Below are 7,173 nucleotides of genomic sequence, written 5' to 3'. Positions count from 1 at the left end.
ATTTATTTCTATAATCACAATAGATATCAAAAACGACTAAACGGCCTCAGCCCTATGGAATATAGAGCTAAAGCCGCTTAGGTCATTTTTTATTATTTCCACTGTCTACTTGACAGGGGGCAGTTCAAAATTCACAGTGCGTTTTTTATTTATTTATCAACATTTTGGCGAATTTCAATCGCTCATTTCATCTTAATTCACATAATAAATCACAGGGTATGAAATTATTATTGGAAGGTGTGAAAGTTCCGTTAATCTAATTCTAAAAGAATTCTAAGACCGTCATTAAGTCGTTTTTTTGTTTAATGGAAAACTTTAAAAATTCCTTTTACGCGAAAGTTTATCGTTCCTCCACTAAAGGGGAAGGGTAGTTAAAGAAGAATAATTCATCGATAAAATAATGATAATAGGGTTGATATTGTTGTTTTTTAAAACGAGGTGTTCCTCTTGATGAAGCTATTTACAGTAACTGTTATATTAGTTTTCTTAGTTGCTCTAAAAATGCCTAGAAAAAGAACAAGGCACGAGTTATTAGCTACAATACAGTTTGCATTGTTAATGAATTTTGTAACTGATCTTTATCTAGATTTAAAGTACAATCTTTACTGGTATTTTGATAAAGAACAAATAGAGTTGTTGTACCTAGTTGTAGTCCTTGGTGAAATTGCTGTACTGGTTATTATTTTTAATTATTTTCCCCTGAAATCTAATACCATTAAGAAATTTATATATATCTTGTGTTGGACATGCATTCTTGTATTACTTGAGTTGTATGCAGTTTGTATTAGCATTTTACATTATGGTGAATGGAATATAATATATTCGGCGGTGGCTTACTTTATTTCAATGTACATCCTTTATTTCGTATTAGACTACACTGCGGATAGAAGAGAAACTCAATAATAAAGTCGCAATTTCTTTTCAATTAACGGGTGCAAAAACACATTGTAGACGCTTGGAATCAATCTAAGCGTTTAATTTTGTTGAATTATCAACATAGTTATTTAACACAGCCAAAAATAAAAAAAATGACGCAAAAGGGTCGTCACTTAACTTTGAGTCAGCTTCATATTTTTTGTCTTATTGAAAAAAAACATACTAAACCGCGCAGTTCTATACTTTTATTATTCAAATCATAATATTAATGCTGAATTCAGAGAAAGTTAATAGGAGTTATTCTTAACTGGTGTCGTTTGTGATAAAATATTGTCAAATAGTGTCGAAAAGTTTGGAAAAGGGTTGTGGATACATGAAATTATTTAATAAATCATATCTTACCAGTGTGAATTTAGAACGCAAGGATAATGTCACTTATTTACCACCAAGTGAAACGATTCTGGATAATATAACAAATGGTTTTTTTATAATAGATCGTAAGTGGAAGATTATATATACAAACAAAGAGATGGAGAGGTACGTAAATAAAGAGAGAAAAGAACTTATAGGACAAAACATATGGAAGGTACTCCCGCAGGCGGTGGGTACTAAGTTTTATAACTTTTACCATAAAGCTATGGAAGAAAGAGTTACAGTTACGTTTGAAGATTATTATGAACCAACAAAAGAATGGCTAGAGGTAAGAGTTATTCCAACTGATGAAGGAATAATTGGATATGCAATTAATATTACAGAGCGAAAATCTTATGAACAAACAATTGAAAATTTGGCATTTTATGACGTTTTAACAAATCTTCCAAATCGGATTTTATTAGAGAAAAAATTAAATGAATTAATTGAGAAATCAAAAGGTAATAAGCAATCATTCGCTTTAATTTACATGGATGTAGATAGGTTTAAATATATAAATGATACACTGGGTCACATAGTTGGTGAGAAATTTATTTTACAGTTTGCTGAACGATTGGTTCGAATCATTAGTAGTCAGGGTTTCATAGCAAGACTTGGTGGGGATGAATTCGCAGTTATATTAAGCAATACGATTGAAAAAGAACAAATTTATACTATTTCTGAAAAAATTATCACAAAAGTAAAAGAAGAACCCTTTATTGTCGATGATTATGAATTGTTTGTAACTGTAAGTATAGGAATTAGTGTATTTCCTCAACATGGTGAAGATTGCAAAACCTTAATGAAGAATTCAGATATAGCAGTTAATCATGCCAAAGATATGGGGAAAAGTAAGGCAGAAGAATATAATCCAATAATGGATATTTATAGTTACAAAAGGTTGTCGTTAGAAACTGATTTACGAAAAGCAATTAATGAGAACAAGTTAGAATTACATTTCCAACCAAAAGTAAAAGTGAGTACAGGTGAAATAATAGGTGCTGAAGCATTAATTCGATGGAATCATCCAGATTGGGGAATGTTAACACCTGCTGATATAATACCCATTGCGGAAGAAACAGGATTGATTCACTCCCTCTCAAATTGGGTTGCAAGAAAAGTGTGTCTATTTCTAAATTCCTGGCAAAATGAAGGCTTGAATCTAATACCTATTTCAATAAATATTTCTGCTAATCGATTTATCTCTGCTGATTTTGTTCCGAACATAACGAGGCTATTAGAGGAAACTAAATTAGAAGGAAATTGGTTAGAAATTGAAATAACTGAAACTTCAATTTTAGATAACCAGAGTCTTGTTGAGAAAACCATAAATGAGCTTAATAATTTGAACGTAAGAGTATCTTTGGATGATTTCGGGACAGGTTATTCCTCTCTATCCTATCTAACTAGATATAAGATACATGTGTTAAAAATAGACAAATCATTTATTGAAGATGTATCCGTTAATAGTTCTAATTCAACTGTTGTAAAGTCCATTATTCAACTAGCACACGGGTTAGGTATGAGTGTAGTAGCTGAAGGTGTTGAGACTCCTGAACAACTACAGTTTTTAAAACAGCAAGAATGTGATGAAATTCAAGGCTATATTTTCAGTAAACCAGTTCCTGTCTCGGATTTATTAATAATGTTAAGAAATAGAGTAATAAAGCCAAAATTGGAAAAACAAAGTTACTCCGAAAATAAACGAAATTATTTCAGAGTAGAGCTATATTTCCCTATGAGTTCACAAATGACTATCATAAAGTTTAAAAATAAGGATATTCAATTAGGGCGTACCGAGATTTTAGTTGAAGATATCGGACTTGGTGGACTTCGGTTCTTATCCCATCTCCTTCTTTCTGTTAATCATGATATTATTTATGAGTTTGAAGTAGAGATTCTAGGTGAAGTATTTAATTTAACAGGGCGTATAGTTTGGAAGGAAGAAAATGAAGAAAGTATATATCGTTATGGGGTAGAATTTCTTATATCTGAATCGGAACGGGAACTTCTAGCAAAAACATTAAATAATCTTTCATTAAAAATTAGGACAAATCCTCTTGTTCCAAATTGCAGACAAGTTCAATCAAATAAATATAGTTATATCAAAAATCAAATAAATAAAAATAGCACAACGTGATAGTATCTCAGTAAAGGTGAGAAAATTAGTAAACATAACACTTTAGTCCAAGCACAATGCAAAAAATCAATTAAACCTGAATGAAATAAAAATCGAAAAGAATTTGGTGAGATTCAGTTCCTTATTCAACTAATTGGTGCAAGAGTTAAAAATCAAGCTGCCATTAACTGAGCAGCTTTTTCTTGTTGGGCTAACGAAGCTTTAGTTGTAGAGCGAAAAATACCATGATGCTAGGTACACTCTTCAAAAAGGGATTAATAATGGATGAAAGCTCAAGGTGTTTTACGAATATCGATGTATTATATTAAATTTGTCGTTTGAATGGAAATAACTGTATAATATATTAGTGAATAATTTAGTTCCTTTTTTTAGGTCCTAACGAAAGGAGATCACCATTGAGTCCTATAACCAATACTAAGGATATTTTGGAGCGAGTATCCGATGGATTTTATTCGTTAAATAATGAATTAAAATTTGAATATATAAATAATGTTACAGAAAAACTTTTACAAATTAAACGAGAAAATGCAATTGGGCAATATATTCATGATGTATTACCACACAGTGACTTGCGTAAATTTGTATCACGATATGAAAGGGCATTGTCAGAACAAGTACCTGTAGAATTTGAAGAGTTTTTTAATAATAGATGGTATGAAATAAGGGTATTTCCTTCTAGTGAAGGCTTGTCTGTACTTTTTAGAGATATTACAGAAAAAAAGAAAGAGTTTCAAAAAATTAATTTTCTAGCTAATTACGACGTTATAACAGAAATACCTAACCGTTTTTACTTTAATAAATACTTAAAACGCAAGATAAAATCACAATCTATTGATGGCTCATTTGCTGTTTTATTTATTGATATTAATAATTTTAAAAATGTAAATGATACATATGGTCATGGAGTAGGTGATTTGGTATTAAAACAAATCTCGAGACAAATTGAGGAAATAATAATTCAATTTGGTTTCATAGCTCGTTACTCTGGTGATGAATTTCTTCTAACGTTGGAAAACCTTGATGATCATGAAATTTCATCTGTGATTGAACGAATAATTGAATCATTTTCAAGTCCATTTTGTGTAAATGGGTTTGACATAAAAATTTCAATCTGCGTTGGGGTTAGCCAGTTTCCTAAGGATGGGCAAAGTGAAGAATTATTAATAAAACATTCAGAAAATTCAATGTATAAGGCGAAAAAAGAGGGTAGAAATAAATATAAGTTTTACACCTTTGATGAGAATGAAGGAAGAGTAGACGCTTTAACATTAGAGTTAGAGCTCCACAAGGCGATAGAAAATAATCAGTTACTACTTCACTATCAACCTAAAATCAATTTAAATACGGGGAAAATTGTGGGTGTCGAGGCATTGATTCGTTGGGACCATCTAGAATGGGGAATGGTATCGCCAGAAACATTTATACCTATTGCTGAAGAGACAGGATTAATTTTACCAATTGGAGAATGGGTTTTGAATGCTGCGTGTAAACAAAATAAAACTTGGCAGCAACAAGGTTTTTCAACAGTTGTTTCCGTCAATTTATCAGCTATTCAATTTAATCAGACTACTATTATTGATACCATTGAATCCATTCTTCACAAAACAGGATTAGAACCTCACTTTTTAGAAATTGAGATTACTGAAAGTATGACAATTGATATTGACCGTACAATTTCAATATTACAACAGCTTAAAAAGATTGGAGTCCATATTAGTATCGATGATTTTGGTACAGGTTTCAGTTCATTAAGTTATTTAAAAAACATTCCTGTTGATAGATTAAAAATGGACAAGTCTTTCCTTAATGAACTTCGAAACAACCCAAATGATGAAACTATAGTTAAAACCATTATCTCAATGGCTCATAATTTAAATTTGATTGTAGTAGCTGAAGGGATAGAAACAAAAGAACAATTAGTTTTTCTGCAGCAACATTTATGTGATGAAGGACAAGGAAATTTTTTAAGTAAGCCCTTAACTGCATTCCAATTACAAGAAAAACGGTTTGAAATAGAAAAAATAGTTGAAGAACATGGAATCCCTAAAGATATAAACCAACAATTGTTATTGAAAGAATTATTGGAATCATCCCAAAGAGAGTTACACGATACGATTCGTTTGCAGCAAGGGATGATATTTAAGTATAAAAAAATGAATGAACGATTTATTCATACACAATGTGACGGGGAGTTATTATACCGTCTTGGAATGATTCCTTCTCAAGTGATCGGAAAAGAATTGGCTGATTTTCTTCCTTATAGAACTGCCCTCGATAAAACTGCCTACTATAAGAAGGCGTGGGAAGGAGAGGAATTTGTTACTTATGAGGGAGAGCTAAATGGAATTAATTATCTTACAACTTTACGTCCTATTAAAAAAGCTGGAGAAGTAGTACAAGTCATAGGTTCATGTATAGATATAACGAAACGTAAAAAAGTGGAGAAAGCTTTACAAGAAAGCGAGGCTAAATATCGGCTGATTTCTGAAAACATGACGGACATAATAATGTTATTAGATATAAATGGAACGATACAGTATGCATCACCTTCCCTTGGAAATGTATTGGGTAACCCATTAAAATCATATATAGGTAAAAGATCGTTTGATTTAATTCATCCTGATGACAAGCAAAGCGTAATGATGGAATTTGAAAAAGTATTAAACACTATGAATCCATTAAGGATGGAAGCTCGTTTTGAGAACGTTGATGGAAAATCGTTATTAATTGAAGGACTAGGTACCCCAGTCCTTGGAGAGAATGGCGCTCCAGAACATTTTATACTAGTGGGAAGAGATATTACGGAAAAAAGGGAAATGGAAGAACAACTCTCAAAATCAGAGAAATTAGCGGTTGTGGGTCAACTAGCTGCAGGTGTTGCACATGAAGTTAGAAATCCTATAACTTCTATAAAAGGATTCATTCAACTTTTAGAGGAAGGAATCACGAAGAAAGAATTTTTCGAAGTAATTTCCAGAGAGTTTAAACAAGTTGAGGAAATTCTTGAAGAATTTATTAATCTTGCCAAACCAAAAGAAATTCAATTAAAAAAGGTTAGTATTAAAAATATACTTAAAGAAGTTGAGACTTTATTAAAACCAGAAGCAAATTTGAAAAACGTAGAAATTTTCCAAGAGAATAAACAAGATCTTCCTCAGATTATGTGTGATTCAAACCAAATAAAACAAGTTTTCATTAATATCATTAAAAATAGTATTGAAGCAATTCCTAAAAATGGGTTTGTAAAAATCCAAGGCAGTATAGAAGGGAAAAATATCCTAATAAAAATAATCGATAATGGAATAGGGATAAGTAAGGAGCGAGTTCAGAAATTAGGTGAGCCGTTCTATAGTAATAAAGAAAAGGGTACAGGTTTAGGTTTAATGATATGTTTTAGAATTGTTCGGGAACATAACGGGTCAATAAATATAAAAAGTAAAGAAAATGCAGGAACTACAGTTGAAGTTCGGTTACCAGTAAAAAATTGTCAATCGAAAGAAACCTAATAAATTAAACCATATTAACCAGTTATCTATAACTAAATCCCCATCTGACATACAGGTGGGGATTCTTTGCCGTTTACCATCAAACGATTAAATAAAAGTCCTTCTTCAGAAAATAGGGAACTTCATCCATATTTTAGCTGAACAAATCAAACCAGTGCCTATTTTACGCTTACTTATATATCTACGTTTAGGAGATTCTTTTAGATTTTCAACTTTTAAACTAAGGAATTACTTTTCATT

At 31.3% G+C, this 7,173-nt stretch carries 4 protein-coding genes; all 4 read left to right on the top strand.

The window, feature by feature from the left end; all coding sequences use genetic code 11:
- Window positions 1–81: IS3 family transposase (locus DZB84_RS25610; protein WP_142759824.1), on the top strand; the 81-nt coding region annotated here is incomplete at its 5' end.
- Between the two features lie 369 nt (window positions 82–450).
- A complete protein-coding gene (locus DZB84_RS25605; protein WP_116350835.1) occupies window positions 451–903 on the top strand; it encodes a CBO0543 family protein in 453 nt (150 codons plus the stop codon).
- 346 nt (window positions 904–1,249) lie between these two features.
- Entirely contained in the window at window positions 1,250–3,427 is a 2,178-nt protein-coding gene (locus tag DZB84_RS03415) for an EAL domain-containing protein (protein ID WP_116350834.1), read from the top strand.
- Window positions 3,428–3,822: 395 nt separating this feature from the next.
- The gene (locus DZB84_RS03410; protein WP_116350833.1) at window positions 3,823–6,933 is read left to right on the top strand and encodes an EAL domain-containing protein; all 3,111 of its coding nucleotides are present in this window, start codon (window positions 3,823–3,825) and stop codon (window positions 6,931–6,933) included.
- The last annotated feature ends 240 nt before the right edge of the window (window positions 6,934–7,173 follow it).

The organism is Bacillus sp. HNG (assembly GCF_003400205.1).
In the GTDB taxonomy this organism is placed as follows: domain Bacteria; phylum Bacillota; class Bacilli; order Bacillales; family Bacillaceae_L; genus Ferdinandcohnia.
Note: the sequence above shows the minus strand (reverse complement) of the source record. Positions and strands in the feature narration are given on the sequence as shown.

Bases quoted from the DNA above. Each gene is read 5' to 3' on its own strand.
- DZB84_RS03415 (WP_116350834.1), top strand. From the start codon at position 1,250: ATGAAATTATTTAATAAATCATATCTTACCAGTGTGAATTTAGAACGC.
- DZB84_RS25605 (WP_116350835.1), top strand. From the start codon at position 451: ATGAAGCTATTTACAGTAACTGTTATATTAGTTTTCTTAGTTGCTCTA.